The following is a 17,523-nucleotide window of genomic DNA, read 5'->3' as shown; positions in this document are numbered from 1 at the left end:
TGAAGTAATCTAATAAAACCCCACGAAATGAAAATATTGGTCCTTGGAGGAGGTGGCTTCATCGGCTCGACGATCGTCGATCGTCTGCTCATGGAAGGGCACGAGCTGCGCATATTCGAGCGTCCCAGGGTCAAGCCCTATCGGGCGTTCAGTGCCTCCGAAAAAATGACCTGGATCGAAGGTGATTTCGGCAGCTCGTATGAGGTCAGCGAGGCGGTCAATGGCATGGAAGCCGTCATTCACCTGATATCGACGACATTGCCGAAAAGCTCGAACGACAACCCGATCTACGATGTTCAGAGCAATGTGATCTCGAGCCTGCAAATGCTCGATGCGATGGTCGCGCGCGGCGTCAAGAAGCTGATCTTCATTTCTTCGGGTGGAACGGTCTACGGCACTCCGCGTTACGTGCCCGTGGATGAAGCGCATCCTACGGAGCCACTGGTCTCCTATGGCGTGACCAAGTTGATGGTCGAGAAGTATCTGCAGATCTACGAGCGCCTGCATGGAATCCGAAGCTTGAGCCTGCGTGTCTCCAATCCCTATGGCGAGCGGCAACGGGTCGAGACCGCACAGGGCGCGATTGGTGTTTTTCTGCATCGGGCATTGCGGAAAATGCCTCTGGATATCTGGGGCGACGGGAGCGTGACGCGCGACTACATTCATGTCAGCGACGTGGCCGACGCTTTCGTGCGTGCGCTGAATTACGCTGGAGACCAACGCGTATTCAACATCAGTTCCGGCATCGGGGTGAGTCTCAATGAATTGATCGCCATGATCGAGCAATGCGTGGGCGCCAAACTCGATGTTCGGTATTCGAAGGCGAGGGCTTTCGATGTTCCGGTGAGCGTGCTGTCCAATGCGCTGGCTTGCAAGGAATTGGGATGGACGCCCAAGGTGACGATGGCCGAAGGCATGGTGCGGACTGCTGAATGGATGAAGCAGGCGTTCGATGACGCCAGGCGCTAGAAGATTGTTCAGTCCGGATGAAATTTCTTCTGGTTACGCATCAATTCTTTCCTGATCATTCAGCAGGCACCGAGGTACTGACACGCTCGGTCGCGAGAGAGCTGATTGCTCGGGGTCAGACGGTCAGGATCATGACCGGCTATCCCGGCAGCGCTTCGTTGGCCGACGAGCTGCGTGCCGATGAGTACGAATATGAAGGAATGCACGTCTATCGGTTCCATCACGCGTATACGCCGATGGGCGATCAGCGCTCGATGATCGAAGTCGGATACGACAATCGGCTGGCCGCCGAATTCTTTGCGAAGATCCTCGACGAATTTCAGCCCGATATCGTTCACTTTTTCCATCTGAACAGGTTGGGTACCGGCTTGATCGAAGAGTCGGTCCGGCATGGCGTTCCCTGCTTCATGACGCCGACGGATTTCTGGTCCATTTGCACGACAGCCCAGTTGGTCTACCCGGACGGTTCGCTGTGTTCTGGTCCCAGCGCCGACTCGGGAAATTGCGTCAAGCATTTCGCGCAGAGCAATTCGCGCAACGAAGTGGTCCGAAGCATTGCGAGGAACCTGCCTGTGCCGGCTGCGGATCTTCTCGTCAGGCTGACTCGGAGGAGGCAATTGCCTCCTTATCCGCTGCAGGTTGAAGTGGATGCATTGGGCGAGCGCCTGCATCGGAATGTCCGCCGACTGAACCATTTGCAGCGGATCGTGGCACCCAACCAGTTCATGCAGAAAAAGCTGGTCGAACATGGGGTGCACGCGGAGTTGGTCGTGTGTTCCGCGTTCGGTATCGAATTGCCCGCGATGAACGCCCCCATAAGAGGCTCGGAAAAGTCACGTCCGGTGCAGATCGGGTTCATCGGCACACTGGCGCCTCACAAGGGAAGCCATGTGTTGCTGGAGGCATTCAGGTCGCTGCCCGAGGCCGATGCTGTCCTCAGGATTTACGGGAATGCCAACGAGTTTCCGGACTATGCGGCGCAGCTGTCGGCGCTTGCGGCCGGTGACGCGCGCATCGAACTTTCCGGCGTCTTTCCGAATACGAAAATCGCGGAGGTGATGGCCGGACTGGATGTGCTGGTCGTTCCATCGCTCTGGTATGAAAACACGCCGCTCGTGATCTATTCGGCCCAGGCGTCGCGCTGCGTCGTCGTGGCTTCCAATCATCCTGGCATCTCCGAAGTCGTGCGCGACAACGTCACGGGCCTGCTGTTCGAGCCTGGTGACGTACAGGGGCTGGCAGGGGCGCTTAAGCAGGTGATTAGTGATCCAGACCTGCTTGCGCGCCTGAGTGCAAATACGGTGCAGCCCAAGTCCATCGGTACCTATGTCGATGAGCTTGCCGAGATCTGGCGCACCAGTTCATCGCCATGACCGTCAGCGTCGTCATCGTCAATTTCAATGGCGGCATTCTTCTTGACCGATGCCTTTCGCATCTTGCACGGCAGACGGTCAAGGCCGATCGAGTATTCGTCGTGGACAACGCGAGCACCGACGGCTCCATCGACACATTGGAATCCCGGTTTCCAGAGCTCATTCTGATGAGAATGAATGCGAACCTGGGATTTGCGGCGGGAAACAACGTCGCCATATCGAAAGCCGATACCGACTGGGTGGTGCTCCTGAATCCGGATGCTTTTGCCGAGCCTGATTGGCTGGAGCGTCTCCTGGCTGCGGCGGAAGCGAATCCTGAAGTGGCTGCGTTCGGCTGCCGGCAAATGCAGCACGGAAATCCGGAATTGCTCGACGGCATCGGTGACGGCTACCTGATCAGTGGGCAGGTGTACAGGCGCGGATACGGAAGGAAAATGGCGGCGCCGGATCTCGTTTCACGCGAGGTCTTCGCACCCTGCGCCGCCGCCGCAATGTACCGACGCGACGTCTTGATCGAATGCGGTGGATTCGACGAGGATTACTTCTGCTACGTGGAAGATGTCGATCTCGGATTCAGGCTGCGGCTGAATGGCCACCGTACCGTCTATGTTCCCGATGCGGTGGTGCACCATGTGGGATCGGCGACGACTGGAGGGCAGCATAGCGATTTCGCGACCTACCATGGTCATCGGAATCTGCTCTGGACATTCGTGAAGAACGTGCCCGGCCTGCTTTTCTGGATCCTGTTGCCGTTGCATCTGTTGCTGACCTTGTCGAGCATCGTCTGGTTCTGCATGAGTGGCCGAGGTCCGGTGATCCTGCGCGCCAAGCGCGACGCCGTGCGTGGCCTGCCGGCCATGTGGAAGAAGCGACGTCAATTGCAGCGCGGTCGACGCGCCGGCATTGCGGCCATCTGGCGCCAGATGGACAAGAGAATCACGCCGCCTCGGCTGCCCTGAGCCGGATCGCTCCTGCCTCTTCAGGCAGGCGTGTGGTCTTTTCTCCGCTGGAATCTCAGGTAACGCCAGAAGATCGGTGAAGTCCAGATCTTCAGCAGACTGCTGACGTGCCAATAAAGGTGTTGCAGGCTCCTGTGGCTGGCCCGTCTGGCGTCGTGCAGGGCCATGGCGTGTTCATCGACCTGAATTCGCCAGCCTGAAAGCGCGAGGCGAGCGCAGATGTCGAAATCCTCGCCGTACATGAAGAAGCGCTCGGCATCGAAGCCCTGGATCTGCGCGTAGGCACGGCTGCGAAACATCATGAACAGGCCGGGGATCCAGGCCGGTTCACCCGGCTGTACGTAGGTGCTTCGCCGGCGAGTGAGGATTTCCACTGGCGTGATGATGGCCCGATGCTGTTCCGGGCGTGTCTGGTCCGGCTCGAAGATGCGCGGAGTCTGCAGCCCGCAGTCCGCGGTCGCCTGCATCGTCAGCGGCGTCAGCACATCGCTGTCGAGGCGGATATCCGGGTTCAATACCAGGAACCAGGTGCTGGCGCCGCGCTTGAAGGCCTGATTGTGGTTGGCGCCGAACCCCAGCGGTGTCGTGTTGTCGATGCGCTCGACAGGAAAACGCCAGTTCCGGCCGACCAGCAAGTCCGGCTCCGCCACATTGATGGTCAGGATGACCTTGTCGATGCAGTGCGCGCAGTGCTGGTCGAGTTGGGCCAGCAGTGGCAGCACCAGCGCCAACTGACCGTGGCTGACAATCGACACGGTGACTGTATGAGAGGCAGAAGTGGACATCGGCATGGTCTAATTTCGAGGGGAATTCTAGGTCCCCCTCCAACCCCATGATCTCGCTGCTCTTCATCGGTTTTTTCATTGCTGCCCTGGCCGTCTTGACGTTCATGCGACGCGCCCGTCGCCATGCGCGTCGCTATGCAGCCGACATGCCGCAGCGCTTTCACAAGGGGCACGTCCCCCGGCTCGGCGGCGCCGGCATCCTGCTGGGGATGGCCGCCGCCTGGCTGTCTGCCGGCACATTCGGTGACCCCTTCAACGTCGATTGGGGCGTGGCCTCCTCCGGCCTGTTGCTGCTGTGCATCCTGCCGGCTGTGCTGGGCGGGGTCGTGGAAGACATCACGCAGCGTGTTCCCGTGCGCTACCGCCTGGGGCTGACCTTGGGCTCCGCGCTCCTGCTGTGCTTTTTCTTGAAGCTGGGCGTCTATCGCATCGGCATTCCGCTGATCGACGGCTGGCTGCAGGTCGTGCCCTACGCCGGCGTCTTGCTGGCCGTGCTCGCCATCGGTGGATTGCCGCATGCATTCAACATCATCGACGGCTACAACGGTCTGGCCGCCACGGTGGCGGCGTTGATTTGTCTGGCCATCGCGCACGTGGCGCTTCAGGTGGGAGACCGCCAACTGGCCGCCATGGTGATGTGCCTGCTCGGCGCGACGCTCGGCTTCCTGCTGTGGAACTATCCGAGTGGCCGCATTTTTGCCGGTGACGGTGGTGCGTATGTCTGGGGTATCGTGATTGCCGTCGCGTGCGTCATGCTCGTGCAGCGGCACCCGATCGTGTCGCCCTGGTTCCCCATGCTGCTTCTGATCTACCCGGTCTGGGAGACTTTGTTCTCGATCTATCGCAAGCTGGCGCGCGGGCAGTCGCCGGGCATGGCCGATGCACTGCATTTCCATCAATTGATCTTCAGGCGGATCGTGCGCGTGGCTTTCTTCGAGGACGAAGCCCGGCAACTGCTGTCGCGCAACAACCGCACGTCCCCGTACCTGTGGATGTTCTCGGCAACGTCCGTGGTGCCCGCGGTGCTTTTCTGGCGCAACACTTTTCTGCTGATGCTTTTCTGCGTGCTGTTCGTCGCGACGTATATCACCGCCTACCTGATGATCGTGCGCTTCAAGGTTCCACGCTGGTTGCGTCCGTGATCGTGCGGCGCGGCGTCTGATCTGTCATGTCGTCGCTGCGCCGAAATGTGCTGTGGAACCTCGGTGGTGCCATGGCGCCGCTGGCTGTCGGCGCACTGTCGGTTCCCTACCTGCTCCGGCACACGGGGACGGAGACCTTCGGGGTCCTGACGCTGATCTGGGCGCTGATGGGCTATTTCAGCCTTTTCGACTTCGGTCTCGGCCGCGCGCTGACGCAGCAGATCTCCCACAGGCTTGCGTTCGATGGTGCCGACGAGCTCCCTGTGTTGATCAAGAGTGGCCTGCTGCTGGCGATTGCAGCGGGCGCCGTCGGAGGCGTGGCGCTGGCCATCGTCGCCTGGCCGTTGGCCGTCGACATCCTCCATGTCTCCGCACCGCTGCGCCAGGATGCATTTCTGGCACTGTTGATCGCTGCCATCGGTGTGCCGGTCACCACGGGGACGGTCGCCTTGCGGGGCGTGCTCGAAGCCCATGAGGACTTCAGGAGCGTCAACCTGATGCGCTCGATGCTTGGCTTCGGCACGTTCGGGCTGCCGGCGCTGAGCGTGCTCGTCTTCGGCCCCTCGCTGGTTCCGATGGTGGTCTCCCTGATGGCCGCACGGCTGCTGTTCGCCGCAGCGCACTGGTATCTCGTGCGTCGTCGCATGGCGGTCGACTTGGCGCGGGTCCGATTCGACCGACGCTCCGTGCACGGGCTGATGTCGTTTGGCGCATGGATGACCGTGTCGAATATCGTCAGCCCCTTGATGGTCACCGCAGATCGCTTCCTGATCTCCGCGGTGCTGGGCGCAGCGGTGGTGGCGTACTACACGGTGCCGTCGGAGCTGGTCGCCCGCATCCTGATCGTGCCGGGCGCGCTGACCAGTGCGCTGTTCCCGCGTTTGGCGGCGTTGTTCATGCAGGACCGTGCGTCTGCTCGCGTGCTGTATCTCCGCTGCCTGTCGATCGTTGCGGCGGTGCTGGTGCCGATCTGCCTCGCGCTTGCCCTGGGCGCGCAATGGGGTTTGGCGCGCTGGCTTGGCAGTGACTTCGCAAGCCGTTCGGCCCCGATCCTCGTGATTCTCTCGCTGGGGCTGTGGCTGAACGGGGTCGCTTTCATTCCCTTCGCCACGGTGCAGGCCGTCGGCCTGCCGCGGGTCACTGCGCAACTGCATTTGTTCGAGGCATTGCTCTACTTTCCGCTGCTCTGGTACGGGATGCACGCCTTCGGCCTGGTCGGTGCCGCCTTCGCCTGGACAGCCCGTGTCGGCATCGATCTGGCCCTGCTGCTGGTCAGCGTGGAGCGGCTCGTGTTTCGGCATGACCGCTTTGTCCCGCGCATGCGGCACAATTTCCCATCCACCGAACCGCAGCGCATCGACACGCCATGACCATGACCGACCCCGTCCTGAACATTCCCCCGCGCGACAAGGCAGAGATCCTTGCCCAGGCGCTCCCCTACATCCGCAAGTTCCACGGCAAGACCATCGTCATCAAGTACGGCGGCAATGCAATGACCGACCCCGCGCTGCAAGCCGACTTCGCCGAAGACGTGGTGCTGCTCAAGCTGGTCGGCATGAACCCCGTGGTGGTCCATGGCGGCGGTCCGCAGATCGAGGCCGCGCTCAACAAGCTCGGCAAGAAGGGCAGCTTCATCCAGGGCATGCGCGTGACCGATGCCGAGACCATGGAGGTGGTCGAATGGGTGCTCGCCGGCGAAGTGCAGCAGGACATCGTGGGTCTGATCAACCAGGCCGGCGGCAAGGCCGTGGGCCTGACCGGCCGCGACGGCGGCCTGATCCGCGCGCAGAAGCTCAAGCTCGCCGACCGCAATGACCCGAGCCTCCTGCACGACGTCGGCCAGGTCGGCGACATCGTCTCGATCGATCCGAGCGTGGTCAAGGCGCTGCAGGACGACGCCTTCATTCCCGTCGTCAGCCCGATCGGCTTCGGCGAGGAAAACGAAAGCTACAACATCAACGCCGACGTGGTCGCCGGCAAGCTGGCGACCGTGCTCAAGGCCGAGAAGCTGATGCTGCTGACCAACACGCCCGGCGTGCTCGACAAGGCCGGCAACCTGCTGACCAACCTGAGCGCCCGTGAAATCGACGACCTCTTCGCCGACGGCACGATCTCCGGCGGCATGCTGCCGAAGATCGAGGGCGCGCTCGACGCGGCCAAGAGCGGCGTGAATGCGGTGCACATCATCGATGGCCGCGTTCCGCATGCGATGCTGCTCGAGATCCTGACCGACCAGGCCTACGGCACCATGATCCGCGCCCGCTGAGCGCGTGCGTCTTTCAAAGAACAACAACAAGATGCAGCCCTTGCCCGAAGAAGACACAAGTGCGCCGACGGTGGAGCCCGTCGCCGTCATCGCCGCGCCGCCCCCCGCACGCAAGCGCCCCAAGCCGGGCGAGCGGCGCGTGCAGATCCTTCAGACGCTGGCCGCCATGCTCGAGCAGCCCGGTGGCGAGCGCGTCACGACGGCAGCGCTGGCTGCGCGGCTCGACGTCAGCGAAGCGGCGCTCTATCGCCACTTCGCGAGCAAGGCCCAGATGTTCGAAGGCCTGATCGAGTTCATCGAGCAGAGCGTCTTCACGCTGGTCAACCAGATCCTCGATCGCGATGCGCCGGCGCGCGACAAGGCGGCACGCATCGTGTCGCTGCTCGTGCAGTTCGCCGAGAAGAATCCGGGCATGACGCGTGTGATGGTGGGCGATGCGCTGGTCTACGAGAACGAGCGGCTGCAGAGCCGCATGAACCAGTTCTTCGACAAGCTCGAGTCGATGCTGCGCCAGGCCTTGCGCGACGCGGCCGCCGCCGGCGGCTCGGCCACGCCGACGGTCGACGCGCAGGTGCGTGCGTCGGCGCTGGCGGCTTTCGTTGCCGGACGGCTGCAGCGCTATGCGCGTTCGGGCTTTCGCCGGTTGCCGTCGGAGCACCTCGAGGCGAGCATCGCCCTGATGCTTTAACTGCCGCGCGCGGGCCGGCGCTGCCGCGTCACAGCGCCAGCGTCCAGCCGACTTGCCATTGGCGCAGGCGCGCATAGTGGTTCGTGCTGTCCGATACCAGTCGGACGAACCAGCCGGCGTACCGGACTTCGCCACCGAGTGCACCCAGGTGAGGCTCCACCACGAGCCGCCAGCGGAAACGGCGATCGGCCGGTGCGCTGTCGCCGAAATCCAGTTGCGACTGCCAGCCCAGCCACACCAGATTCAGTCCGGCCTTGCGCGACGCCTCGATGGTCCATGCCCCTTCGTCGATGCCGGGCAGCAACGGCTTCTGCCAGGCCAGGCGGGCGATCCATTGCGTGCCGATGCGGGCATCCATCGTCTCGAGGCGTTGACGGCCGGAGATGGCCGGGCCGTAGTCCAGGCTGCCGTCCGGATTGCGGCTGGTCACGCGGGTGTTGGCCACGGCACTCTCGGTGGCCAGCGCGCCCCAATGCAGGCGCGAGAACAGATCGCGGGCCTCGAGCCGCACGTGCAGATCGTCGGTGGGCTTGCCTTCGAATGCCAGCGAGACCGTGCCGCCCCAGCCCGTCGGGTCCGACGGCCCCAGGAACGGGCCGGTGATCCGCGCATCGCTGCGATAGCCCTCGGCCGCGATGTCATAGGCCCCGCTGGCGGTGTAGCCGATGCTGCCGTCGAGGCCGCCTGTGCGCAGGCGGTCCAGCCGCAAGGCATCGGCCTGGGCCGACCAGCGCCAGTTGCCGGCCACCGGCCACCATGGCGTGCCCACGGTGACGCCGCGCCCGCGCCACCCCTGCAGTTCGGCACGAACCGCATAGGTCTGCCCGGCCGCGGGCGATTCGCCGGCCTGATCGATGGCATAGAGCCGTGCCGCGTCGCCGCTGACCGACAGGAAGGCCTCGCTGCGCGCCAGCGCACCGAAGGACCAGCCGGACGGATGTGTGGCGCCGGCCTCCGCGCGGATGGCGCGCCACGCATGGTTGTTGCCCGATGCGGGCGCGCGGTGATCGGCCCAGCCCGGCTGTTCGATCGCGGCCACGGGGATGCCATTGGATGCGAAGGCATCCGAGAGCGCCGTGTGGAGCTGCCACCGGCCATCCTGCGCCGCGGCCGCGCTCGTCAGGCAGAGCCCGACAAGCAGCGCCGGAATGGAAAAAGAAGAGATGTGATTCGGCATCATGGGGCGCGGGGGAGGAGTGGAAACGCCCGCACGAGGCGGGCGCTGTCGGTTCACGAAGCCGTTGCCGGCGTCGCGTGGCAGGTCAGTACTGCTCGAAGGTGCCGTCGGAATACGTGACGCGTGAGTTCGACAGGTTCAGCACGCCCACCTTGGTGCCGTTGCTGGTCACGTCCACCGTCGTCACGCCATCGATGTTCGGCAGCACGACCCTGATGCCCGTCGTGCTCTCCAGCACCGCAACGCCAGGGGCGACGCCGCTTTCGCTGTACTGCCCGTTGATGGTGATGGCGCCCTGCTTGTATTGCCCCGATGCAGCCACCGTCTTCACGGCTGCCGTCTTCTCGCTGTAGCTCAGCGATGCCGTCAGCACCGGACGGGTCGGGATGTCCAGCGTACCGGCGGCCGTGAGCTCGTACAGCGCGAAGTTGCTGGCACTGGGCGCCTGCAGGCTATGGAAGTTCGGGCGGTTCCTGTCGCGCAACGTGAAGCTGCCGCTGAAGAAGTCGCGGCCTGCGCGCTGGACGCTGCCGCTGAAGTCGATGCGTGTGGGAAGCACGTCCTGCACATCGGCGTCGGCGGCGAAGGCGGACACCTTCAGGCTGCCGGTCACTCCGCCGTCCGGCGTGCTGGCCTTCAGCATGAACAGGGCTTCGCTCTGGACGATGGCGGCACCTTCGCCGATGGTCACATAGGAGCCGGGCTGCAGCTCGATGCGGCTGTCCACCACACCGGCCTTGACCACTTCCACGGAGCCTTCGGCAGACAGCTTGTGAAGGCCTGCGCTCACGTCGGTGAGGCTGGCTGCCAGCGCGACGTTGTGCTTGTCGCCCAGCAGCTCGACCACCGCCGGCGTGTTGCCCTGGTATTGGCCCGATACGTAGATCGGCGTCGATTCCTGGGTGATCTCGAACGAGGGCGACAGCTCGCCGTTGAGGCTGAAGGCCGTGTAGATGCCGTTGTCCCGGTGCGAGACGATCGTGGCTGCGTTGCCCGGAAAGTCAGCGCCATAGTTGATGCGCCGCGCCGTCGCTTCCTGGGGCACGCCACCCGTCAGCACCCAGGCGGCCTTGCGCGTCTGGGTGTTCATGAGGAAGGTGTCGGCATCGGCGCCGGGCTGCATCCTGACCCGGATGCTCCATGCCGTGTAGCAGTTGCTGCCCTCGGTCGTGCAGTTGGCGACGTAGCCGTTCGAGTCGGTGGCCCGCACCCGTGTCTCCGCACCGCCGCACGCCACGTACAGCGTGTTGTCCTTGTCGGTCGCCAGCACGGTGTAGTTCTTGTCCTGGTAAAGGCTGCAGCCACCCAGTGCGCCGCCGTTGGCCGTGAACGAGCGGTTGTTCGTGAAGGCCGCGTTGTTGACCTTGATGTCGCGCCAGAACTCGATCGCCTTCTGGCCGATCTGAAGCGCTTCCAGGCCCTTCTGCGCGAGCGGCAGGGAGCGCTGGCTCACGCCGTCTGCCAGCGTCTTCAGTTCGGTCTGCAGCGACATGTCGGTCGCGTTCAGCGCCTTGGCATTGCTGCGCAGCGTGGCGAAGAAGGCCTTGGCGTTGTCGAGCGGTGTTCCGGTTGCGGCGGGGTCCGTGCTGCTCACCGCCTGGACGTCGACGTTGACCTGCACGTCCTTGACGTCGCGCACGGTCGCGATCTTGTTCTGGAGCTGCAGCACCACCGTTGCATTGGCCAGGGACTTGTCCGAGATGCTCTTGACCACGCAGGCGATCTGCGCCGCCGTGGCGGTCTCGGTACAGCCGAGCAGCGTTGCGCTGTCGGTGTCCTTCGCGATCTCGGAGATGGCCGCCAGCGCCAGCGCGAGCTGGCTTTCGGGCTTGCTCCTGTCGGTGGCGTCGAAGGTGGCGGCGGCACTCAGCGGGTTGAAGCCGAGCGCCGTGCCGATGTCGGCATTCGCCTTGGCCACGCTGGCCGCGGTCAGGCCGTCGCTGGAGGCCAGCGCCTGCGCGGCAGCCGCATCGGTGAACGGGTTGAGGTTGATGGACGGCGTGTCGCCGGCGTTCAGGTTGAGTACGGCGCGCAGCGTGAAGGTGCTCGGTGGCTCGACCGACGATGCGGTCGCCTCGTCGTACATCAGCGTCTTGCCGGCCACCACGCTGAGCTTGACCATGACCAGGCCCGTGCGCGCGATGTTCAGCTTGTACGCGCCACCGGCGTCGGTCGTTCCTTCGACCAGTACGGTGCTCTCGTCGACCTTGCCGCCGCTGATCCCGTACACCTGGACCTTGGCGTCGGACAGCAGGCCCTTGGCAGCCACGCCGCTGGTCGCGATGCTGACGGTCGATGGCTGCGACGTGCCATCGGCGCTGCCACCGCCACCGCCTCCACCGCCGCAAGCGGTCAGCAGCAGGGCAATGGCCCACGAACATGGCAACAGGGAAGGTCGTATGCGGAATGATTTCACCGAGGGCTCCGTCAGGATTGAATGCGGGATGGCTCATGAGCAGCCCGCTTCGACGCCATCAGCGAAACCGGGCTACTTGCGCCGCATTGTTCTGAGCGGAGTTTTGGCTCGCATCCCTCAAACCTGTGAGACGTTCGCCCCCACTGTCACACCCACCCTCTGGCCGGCTTCGGCGATTTCCTTCCACGTTGAACTATCTATATCGATTCCGTCACGTTCGCGCGCACGGCGTGCCACACGCTCGGGTTCGCCCGCGATCTGAACCGCGTCGAAACCGGCACCGGGAGGGCTCTGCCGCAGCCAGGCGATGAAGTCCTGCGCCTCCTGCGCGAAGCTGGCCTGCGTGCCCAGTTTCGCGGGATCGATCAGCACGGTCAGCATCCCGTTGAACACCGAGCGCGATGCGTCGGCAGGCTTGTGCCAGGTGCCGCCGCCGGTGAGGGCGCCACCCAGCAGCTCGCACGCCACGGCCAGGCCATAGCCCTTGTGTTCGCCGAAGGTCATGAGCGCACCGAACAGGCCGCCACCGGGCTCGTTGCCCTTGTTCTGCGGCACCACCACCACGCCCGGATCGTCCGTTGGGCGACCCTGCTCGTCGATCAGATAGCCGGGCGGCACGCGCTCGCCCTTGTTGTGCGCGACGCGCATCTTTCCTTGCGCGACGCGGCTGGTCGCGAAATCCAGCACGAAGGGTTCGGCACCTGCGAGCGGCACGCCGATGCAGCACGGGTTGGTGCCGAAGCGGCCATCGCCGCCGCCCCAGGCCGCGACCACCGGCCGCGACAGCACGTTGACGAAGTGCAGCGACACCAGCCCTTGCGCCGTTGCCATCTCGGCGAAATGACCGATGCGGCCGAGGTGGTGCGCATGCGCCAGCGTGACGATGCAGCTGCCGTGCTGCCTGGCGCGCGCGATGCCCATTTCGGTGGCCTGCACGCCGACGATCTGGCCGTAGCCGCCCTGGCCGTCGAGGGCCAGCAGGTTGCCGAGATCGACGTTGGTGCGCACCGACGTGTTGGGCCGCAGGCCGCCTTCGGCGACTGCGTCGATGTAGCGCGGCAGCATGCCGACGCCGTGCGAATCGTGCCCGCTCAGGTTGGCGAGCACGAGGTTGGCCGCGACCTGCGCGGCTTCCGTCGGCGCGCTGCCGGCGGCGGTCAGGATGGCTGCGCACTGCTGGCGCAGCGGCTCTGCAAGGAGAAGAGGCATGGCGATTTCTTCATGAAGCGAGGGAAGGTCCATTCTGACGGCGCCGCATGTTTGGGGTAGCCTGCGAGGCTTCCGACATTCAAGATGTGCATCGAAAGGAAGCAATGAAACTCGTCCGCTACGGCAACCCCGGCAAGGAAAAACCCGGCCTCATCGACAACGACGGCAAGCTGCGCGATCTCAGCGCGGTCGTGAAGGACCTGGGCCCCGAGCAGCTCGGCGATGCCGCGCTCGCCAAGCTGAGCAAGCTGAAGACCGACAAGCTGCCGCTGGTCCGCGGTAAGCCGCGCCTGGACACACCCATCGCGCAGATCGGCAAGTTCATCGCCATCGGCCTCAACTACGCGGACCATGCGGCCGAGTCCGGCGCGCCGATTCCGAAGGAACCCATCATCTTCATGAAGGCCACGAGCTGCATCCAGGGCGCCAACGACCCCGTGATGCTGCCCAAGGGGTCGGTCAAGACCGACTGGGAAGTGGAGCTCGGCCTCGTCATCGGCAAGACCGCGCGTCACGTGTCGCAGAAGGAAGCGCTCGACTTCGTCGCGGGCTACTGCACCGTCAACGACGTGAGCGAGCGCGAGTTCCAGATGGAACGCGGCGGCACCTGGGACAAGGGCAAGGGCTGCGACACCTTCGGCCCGATCGGCCCCTGGCTCGTCACGCGCGACGAGGTGCCCAACCCGCAGCGGCTCGGCCTGTGGCTCGACCTCAACGGCAAGCGCGTGCAGACAGGCACCACGCGCAACATGATCTTCAGCGTGGCGAAGATCGTGAGCTACGTGAGCCAGTTCATCACGCTGATGCCGGGCGACGTCATCTGCACCGGCACGCCGCCTGGCGTCGGGCTCGGCATGAAGCCGCCGCTCTACCTGAAGAAGGGCGACGTGATGACGCTGGGCGTCGAAGGCCTCGGCGAGCAGCGCCAGGAAGTGATCGCCTTCAGGCGCTGAACGTCGAACGGACGCGGGCTCGCCGGCCCGCGTTGCGTTGCACTCCAACCCCCGTCAAGAGGTCATCCATCCGTGGCGCGTATCCAATCGACCCGTTTCGTGTTCCAGCCGGTCCAGCTCGTGCGGCCGGCGGAGATCGTGGCCTACCGCATCTCCGAGGCCATCCGGGCCGGCGACGTGAAAGTGGGCGAGCGCCTGCCGTCCGAACAGAACCTGTCGACCCAACTCGGCGTGTCGCGCCCGACCCTGCGCGAGGCCATCAAGCTGCTCGTGCAGGGCGGCGTCCTCAACGTGCTGCCGGGTTCTTCCGGCGGCATCTTCGTGATCAGCGAGTCCATTCCGCCGGAGCTCGCGGGGTTGCCGCTGCCCGAGCTGCCGATGGATGACATCGCGGGCGTGCTCGAAGCGCGCCGGCTGATCGAGCCGCACGTCTCGCGCATGGCTGCGGCCTACGGGACACCCGCCGATTTCCAGGCCATGCACGAGGCCGTGACATTGAGCGAGCAGGCCAGCGCACCGTACCGCAAGAAGCGCATCACGCACCAGGGCATGGAGCTCATGACCATCGCCAGCACGCGCTTCAACATCGCGGTGGCGCGTGCCACGCAGAACAGCGTCATCGTGCAGATGATGGAAATCCTGCTGCGCCGCATGGAGCCGGTGCGCATGCATGCGCTGGCCGAGCTGGAGGACATCAGCGTCTCCACGCGCACGCTCGTCAACTCGCTGGAAGCCATCGAGAGCGGCGACCCCGACCTGATCGACAAGGCCACGCTCGACCGCATCGGGCTGCTCGAGGGCGCCTGGGAGCGCGCGACCGGACGGCGCCTGCGCCGGCGGCCGCGCCTGGTCGCCGGCACGGCCGCTGGACCATGGCCCGCGCCCACGCCCCAAACGGCACCGTCGGTGCGCGCGCCGGCTGCGAAGCGCGGCAAGAAGCAACCATAACGGTGCGCAGGCGGGGCGGATTCCCCCGCCCGTACCGCCGCGACCGCGATCCGCGCCGGGCATGGCACTTGCTAATGTCAGTATAAAAATATACCGAATTCGGTAAATTTCTGGATGTTTCAGTGGAATCCCGGAGTGGCCCCGACGGGTCTGGCCGGAGAATCCGCTTCCCATCGGCGCCAAGGAGTCGCAAGCCAGTGTTGCAGCTTGAAAACGTCGTCAAGACCTTCGGGGCGCTGCGTGCGGTCGATGGCGTGAGCCTGCATGTCCGCAGCGGCACCATCACCGGATTGATCGGTCCGAACGGTGCGGGCAAGACCACCCTGTTCAACACCATCGCCGGCAGCCATGCGCCCGACGCCGGCACCATCACGCTGGGTGGCCATGGCATCGGTGGGCTGCCCGCGCACCAGGTGTTCCATCGCGGCCTGGGTCGCACCTTCCAGATTCCGAGGCCGTTGGGTTCGCTCACGGTGGTCGAGAACATGCTGCTGGTGCCGCCCGGCCAGGCCGGCGAGCGCTTCTGGAACACCTGGCTGCAGCGCGGCAAGGTGCGCGCGCAGGACGCGGCGAACCTCGCGCAGGCCCGCGAGGTCATCGACTTCGTCGGACTCTCGCATCTCGCGGACCAGCCGGCGCGCGTGCTGTCCGGCGGCCAGCAGAAGTTGCTGGAACTGGCACGCATCCTGATGGCGAAGCCTTCGATGATCCTGCTCGACGAGCCGGCCGCGGGCGTGAACCCGGTGCTGCTCGAAAGCCTGGTCGAGCGGATCCTTCTGCTGAACCGGCGCGGCATCACCTTCCTGCTGATCGAACACAACATGGACATGGTCATGCGCCTGTGCAACCCGGTCATCGTGATGGCGCAAGGGAAGGTCGTGATGGAAGGGTCGCCCGACGTGGTGCGCAACGATCCTCGCGTGCTCGAGGCTTACCTCGGAGATCAACCATGACGGACGCGGTGCTGCGTGCCGAGAACGTCGTCGCCGGCTATGCGCGCGACCTGCCCATCGTGCATGGCGTGTCGCTGGACGTGCATGCGGGCGAGATCCTGGTGATCCTCGGGCCCAACGGTGCGGGCAAGTCGACCCTCGTGAAGTCGCTGGCGGGCGTCGTGCCGAAGTTCGGCGGCCGCGTCATGCTCGCCGGCCAGGACATCACGACGACACCTGCCCATCGTCTCGCGGCGGCCGGCGTGGGCTTCGTGCCGCAGAACGCGAACGTGTTCACCTCGCTGACCGTGCACGAGAACCTGCGCGTTGGCGGCTACCTGCTCAAGTCCGAACTGAAGCAGCGTCTCGACGAGGCCTACGCGCGCTTTCCCGATCTCGCCGCGCGCCGCACGCATGCGGGGCATGCGCTCTCGGGCGGCCAGCGCCAGATGCTCGCCATGGCGCGTGCGCTCATGACGGCACCGCGCCTGCTGCTGCTCGACGAGCCCAGCGCCGGCCTGTCGCCGCTCATGGTGTCCGAAGTGTTCAAGCAGGTCCGGCGGATCGCCGACAGCGGCATCGCGGTGCTGATGGTCGAACAGAACGTCAAGGCCGGCCTGCGCATCGCCGACCGCGGGCTGATCCTCGTCACCGGCCGCGTCGCGCACCAAGGCCCGGCCCGCGCGCTGCAGGACGACCCGGTGGTCGGCGAGCTCTACCTGGGCCGCCACGCGCAGCATGCGGCGGCACCGGCATCCGCCGTCGAGGAGGGCGCCGCATGATCGCCCAGGCCATCGTCGACGGCCTGCTGTCGGGCGCGATCGTGGCGCTGGGCGCCATCGGCGTGACCTTCAGCCTGTCGATCCTGCGCTTCGCGAACTTCTCGCACGGCGACCTGCTGGGCGTGGGCGCTTACGCGGCGCTGTTCCTGCTCGCGATGGTGGCCGGCCCCGGCGTGGCGGGCGGCGCGCTGGCCGAGCCGCTCGGACCTTTCTCCTTCGGCTGGGGCCTGCCGCTCGCGCTGGCCTTCGCCATGATCGTGGCGGTGGCCGTTTCGCTGCTGCTCGACGCCCTGGTGTACCGCCGGCTGCGCCGCCGCGGGGCCGATCCGCTCACGCTCGTGTTCGCGTCCTTCGGCCTCGCGCTCGTGCTGCGCAACCTCGTGCTGCTCCTGTTCGGGCCCGACCCGCACAACTACAGCACCGAGATCCAGATGGCGGTGCGGCTGCCCGGCAGCGTGCTGGTGATGCCGGACCAGATCCTCGTGTTCGGCGTCACGATGGTGGTGCTGGCGGGGCTCTGGGTCTTCCTGCAGCGCACGCGCTACGGCATCGCGATGCGTTCGGTGGCGGAGAACCCGGTGCTCTCGGGCATCGCGGGCATCGACATCGCCGCCGCGGTGCGCATGACGTGGATCGTGTCCTCGATGCTCGCGGCGCTGGCGGGCGTGTTCTACGGCGTCACCGTGCAGTTGCGCCCGGAGATGGGGCTCAACCTGCTGCTGCCGCTCTTCACCGCCGCCATCCTGGGGGGAGTCGGCAGCGTGAGCGGGGCCGTGCTCGGCGCGCTGCTGATCAGCCTGACGGAGAACCTGGTGTCCCTGGTGATCCCGAGCACCTACAAGCCGCTGGTGCCCTTCGTGCTGCTGCTGCTGGTGCTGTACTTCCGCCCCGCCGGCCTGTTCGCGCCCAAAGGGCATCACTGAC

Annotated in this window: 16 protein-coding genes; 12 read left to right on the top strand and 4 right to left on the bottom strand. The window is 65.2% G+C overall.

The window, feature by feature from the left end; genetic code table 11:
• The first annotated feature begins 27 nt into the window (after nucleotides 1-27).
• Genes AC07PZ_RS15785 through AC07PZ_RS15775 form a run of 3 tightly spaced genes read left to right on the top strand, consistent with a single transcriptional unit; the run spans nucleotide 28 to nucleotide 3,301 of the window.
• On the top strand, nucleotides 28-969 hold the full coding sequence (locus AC07PZ_RS15785) for an NAD-dependent epimerase/dehydratase family protein (protein WP_495296045.1): 942 nt from the start codon (nucleotides 28-30) through the stop codon (nucleotides 967-969).
• Between the two features lie 17 nt (nucleotides 970-986).
• Nucleotides 987-2,342, top strand: a complete 1,356-nt coding sequence (locus tag AC07PZ_RS15780) for a glycosyltransferase (protein WP_495296044.1) — start codon at nucleotides 987-989, stop codon at nucleotides 2,340-2,342.
• Complete coding sequence (locus AC07PZ_RS15775; protein WP_495296043.1) at nucleotides 2,339-3,301, top strand: glycosyltransferase family 2 protein; 963 nt, start codon at nucleotides 2,339-2,341, stop codon at nucleotides 3,299-3,301. The genes AC07PZ_RS15780 and AC07PZ_RS15775 overlap by 4 nt, the downstream gene beginning before the upstream one ends.
• 20 nt (nucleotides 3,302-3,321) lie before the next feature.
• Here the strand turns inward: AC07PZ_RS15775 and AC07PZ_RS15770 are convergent, their stop codons facing one another.
• Nucleotides 3,322-4,092, bottom strand: a complete 771-nt coding sequence (locus tag AC07PZ_RS15770) for a glycosyltransferase family 2 protein (protein WP_495296042.1) — start codon at nucleotides 4,090-4,092, stop codon at nucleotides 3,322-3,324.
• Between the two features lie 41 nt (nucleotides 4,093-4,133).
• Between AC07PZ_RS15770 and AC07PZ_RS15765 the strand changes: the two genes are divergently transcribed.
• From AC07PZ_RS15765 to slmA, 4 genes are read left to right on the top strand one after another with little or no spacing between them, the layout of a single operon-like run.
• Complete coding sequence (locus tag AC07PZ_RS15765; RefSeq protein ID WP_495296041.1) at nucleotides 4,134-5,228, top strand: glycosyltransferase family 4 protein; 1,095 nt, start codon at nucleotides 4,134-4,136, stop codon at nucleotides 5,226-5,228.
• 26 nt (nucleotides 5,229-5,254) lie between these two features.
• Nucleotides 5,255-6,598 carry a flippase gene (locus AC07PZ_RS15760; RefSeq protein WP_495296040.1) on the top strand — a complete coding sequence of 448 codons (1,344 nt, stop codon included), beginning with the start codon at nucleotides 5,255-5,257 and terminating at the stop codon, nucleotides 6,596-6,598.
• Between the two features lie 2 nt (nucleotides 6,599-6,600).
• Nucleotides 6,601-7,494 carry an acetylglutamate kinase gene (gene argB, locus AC07PZ_RS15755; RefSeq protein ID WP_495296039.1) on the top strand — a complete coding sequence of 298 codons (894 nt, stop codon included), beginning with the start codon at nucleotides 6,601-6,603 and terminating at the stop codon, nucleotides 7,492-7,494.
• Between the two features lie 31 nt (nucleotides 7,495-7,525).
• Entirely contained in the window at nucleotides 7,526-8,182 is a 657-nt protein-coding gene (gene slmA, locus AC07PZ_RS15750) for a nucleoid occlusion factor SlmA (protein ID WP_495296132.1), read from the top strand.
• Nucleotides 8,183-8,210: 28 nt separating this feature from the next.
• Here slmA and AC07PZ_RS15745 read toward each other — a convergent pair whose 3' ends face one another.
• The 3 genes from AC07PZ_RS15745 to AC07PZ_RS15735 form a co-directional block, all read right to left on the bottom strand.
• The gene (locus AC07PZ_RS15745; protein ID WP_495296038.1) at nucleotides 8,211-9,362 is read right to left on the bottom strand and encodes a hypothetical protein; all 1,152 of its coding nucleotides are present in this window, start codon (nucleotides 9,360-9,362) and stop codon (nucleotides 8,211-8,213) included.
• Nucleotides 9,363-9,444: 82 nt separating this feature from the next.
• Nucleotides 9,445-11,775: a hypothetical protein gene (locus AC07PZ_RS15740; RefSeq protein WP_495296037.1), complete on the bottom strand. Its 2,331-nt coding sequence runs from the start codon at nucleotides 11,773-11,775 to the stop codon at nucleotides 9,445-9,447.
• A gap of 117 nt (nucleotides 11,776-11,892) precedes the next feature.
• Nucleotides 11,893-12,984, bottom strand: coding sequence for a malate/lactate/ureidoglycolate dehydrogenase (locus AC07PZ_RS15735; RefSeq protein ID WP_495296036.1), 1,092 nt, complete (start codon nucleotides 12,982-12,984; stop codon nucleotides 11,893-11,895).
• 104 nt (nucleotides 12,985-13,088) lie between these two features.
• Between AC07PZ_RS15735 and AC07PZ_RS15730 the strand changes: the two genes are divergently transcribed.
• The 5 genes from AC07PZ_RS15730 to AC07PZ_RS15710 all read left to right on the top strand — a co-directional run bounded on the left by AC07PZ_RS15730 (nucleotide 13,089) and on the right by AC07PZ_RS15710 (nucleotide 17,522).
• Nucleotides 13,089-13,937, top strand: a complete 849-nt coding sequence (locus AC07PZ_RS15730; RefSeq protein ID WP_495296035.1) for a fumarylacetoacetate hydrolase family protein — start codon at nucleotides 13,089-13,091, stop codon at nucleotides 13,935-13,937.
• A 72-nt stretch (nucleotides 13,938-14,009) separates the two neighbouring features.
• Nucleotides 14,010-14,885, top strand: coding sequence for a FadR/GntR family transcriptional regulator (locus AC07PZ_RS15725; RefSeq protein ID WP_495296034.1), 876 nt, complete (start codon nucleotides 14,010-14,012; stop codon nucleotides 14,883-14,885).
• 197 nt (nucleotides 14,886-15,082) lie between these two features.
• Nucleotides 15,083-15,838, top strand: a complete 756-nt coding sequence (locus tag AC07PZ_RS15720; RefSeq protein ID WP_495296033.1) for an ABC transporter ATP-binding protein — start codon at nucleotides 15,083-15,085, stop codon at nucleotides 15,836-15,838.
• On the top strand, nucleotides 15,835-16,599 hold the full coding sequence (locus AC07PZ_RS15715) for an ABC transporter ATP-binding protein (protein ID WP_495296032.1): 765 nt from the start codon (nucleotides 15,835-15,837) through the stop codon (nucleotides 16,597-16,599). Before AC07PZ_RS15720 ends, AC07PZ_RS15715 begins: the two co-directional genes overlap by 4 nt.
• Complete coding sequence (locus tag AC07PZ_RS15710; RefSeq protein WP_495296031.1) at nucleotides 16,596-17,522, top strand: branched-chain amino acid ABC transporter permease; 927 nt, start codon at nucleotides 16,596-16,598, stop codon at nucleotides 17,520-17,522. Before AC07PZ_RS15715 ends, AC07PZ_RS15710 begins: the two co-directional genes overlap by 4 nt.
• The last annotated feature ends 1 nt before the right edge of the window (nucleotide 17,523 follow it).

Source organism: Variovorax sp. GW821-FHT10B04 (assembly GCF_059415645.1).
This window is presented reverse-complemented; position numbering and strand designations above follow the sequence as displayed.